Raw genomic sequence first — 1,597 nt, forward strand, 5'->3', positions numbered from 1 at the left:
GTCTGGGCGACCGATATCGCGGCCTATTTCGTCGGCCGCGCGGTCGGCGGCCCGAAACTTGCGCCGTCGATTTCGCCCGGCAAGACACGGAGCGGCGCGGTTGGGGGCGCCGTCGGCGGCCTTGCCGGCGGGCTGCTGCTGGCAATTGCAGCCGGCGCCGGCAATCTCGTTCAGCTCGGACTCGCCGCGCTGACGCTGTCGGTCGTTTCCCAGATCGGCGACCTGTTCGAATCCTGGGTTAAGCGCCGGCATGGTGCCAAGGATTCCAGCAACCTTATTCCCGGCCATGGCGGTGTCATGGACAGGGTCGACGGGCTTGTCGCGGCCGCGCTGGCGCTGTACGTCATTGGTTGGGTCGCGGCGGGCGCCGAGCATCCGGCACTGGGGCTGTTTCCGAACTAAATGACACTACGGTCAAGGCGAAAAACGGCGCGCGCCACGGTTTCGCCCGGATTGATGCCACAGTCGCGGCGGAGTGTCGTGTGCGGGCGAATTTGAGGGCATGAGTTGAACGACATTTTTCACGCGGTCTTCAGCACGCAAGGCTTCGTCCTTGGCACGCTCGTGCCGTTTCTGTTCGTGCTGACCGTGGTCGTGTTCGTCCACGAGATGGGCCACTATCTCATCGGCCGCTGGTGCGGCATCGGCGTGAAGGCCTTTTCCATCGGTTTCGGCCCCGAGCTCGTTGGCTTTAACGATCGCCGCGGGACGCGCTGGAAGCTTTGCGCCATTCCGCTTGGCGGGTATGTCAAATTTGTCGGCGACATGAACGCGACGTCGAGCCAGCCGAGCGCCGAGGAGATCGAATCACTGACCGACGCCGAGCGCGAGGTCGCCTTCCACACGCAGCCCATCTGGAAACGGGCCGCGACCGTCGTTGCGGGGCCGCTGTTCAACTTCCTGCTGACGATCGCCGTGTTTGCGGTGCTGTTTTCCCTCTATGGCCGTCCGGTTCTGGAACCTACGGTGGCCCAGGTCACCGCGGGCAGTCCGGCGGACAAAGCCGGAATCCAGCCTGGCGATCGATTCGTCAAAGTCGACGGCAGCAAGGTGGAGACCTTCGCCGATGTGCAGCGCCTGGTCTCGGGCCGGGCAGGCGATGCCATCACCTTCACCATGCTGCGCGACGGCAAGGAAATCGCCGTCACGGCGACACCGGAGCCGATGGAGCAGCAGGATGCGCTGGGCAACAAGGTCAAGGTTGCGGTTATCGGCGTCGTCAACAATGCCGAGCTCGGCCAGCCACGCCTGATCTCCTATACACCGGCCGGCGCCGTGGTGGCGGCGGTCGAGGAAACCGGACATGTGATCGAGCGCACCGGGCAGTTCCTGCAGCGCTTTGCGCTTGGACGCGAGGACAAATGCCAGTTGGGCGGCCCGATCAAGATCGCGAAGATGTCGGGCCAGGCAGCCAAGCTCGGCTTCGAATGGCTGGTGCAGCTTGTTGCATTTCTGTCAGTCGGAATAGGATTTCTCAATCTCCTGCCGATTCCCCCTCTCGACGGCGGCCACCTGTTGTTCTACGGCGTGGAGGCCGTCATAAGGCGGCCCGTTTCAGAGCGAATGATGGAGATGGCCTATCGGACCGGGCTGTTCC

Annotated in this window: 2 protein-coding genes; both read left to right on the plus strand. The window is 63.9% G+C overall.

The genetic code is table 11. The features are described 5' to 3' along the window. The coding region (locus EOA28_RS35270) for a phosphatidate cytidylyltransferase (protein ID WP_148671085.1) at positions 1-402 on the plus strand (402 nt) is incomplete at its 5' end. A gap of 105 nt (positions 403-507) precedes the next feature. Continuing rightward, on the plus strand, positions 508-1,597 hold a 1,090-nt coding region (locus EOA28_RS35275; protein ID WP_148671086.1), incomplete at its 3' end, for an RIP metalloprotease.

This window comes from Mesorhizobium sp. M2A.F.Ca.ET.067.02.1.1 (assembly GCF_004023285.1).
Taxonomy (GTDB): domain Bacteria; phylum Pseudomonadota; class Alphaproteobacteria; order Rhizobiales; family Rhizobiaceae; genus Mesorhizobium.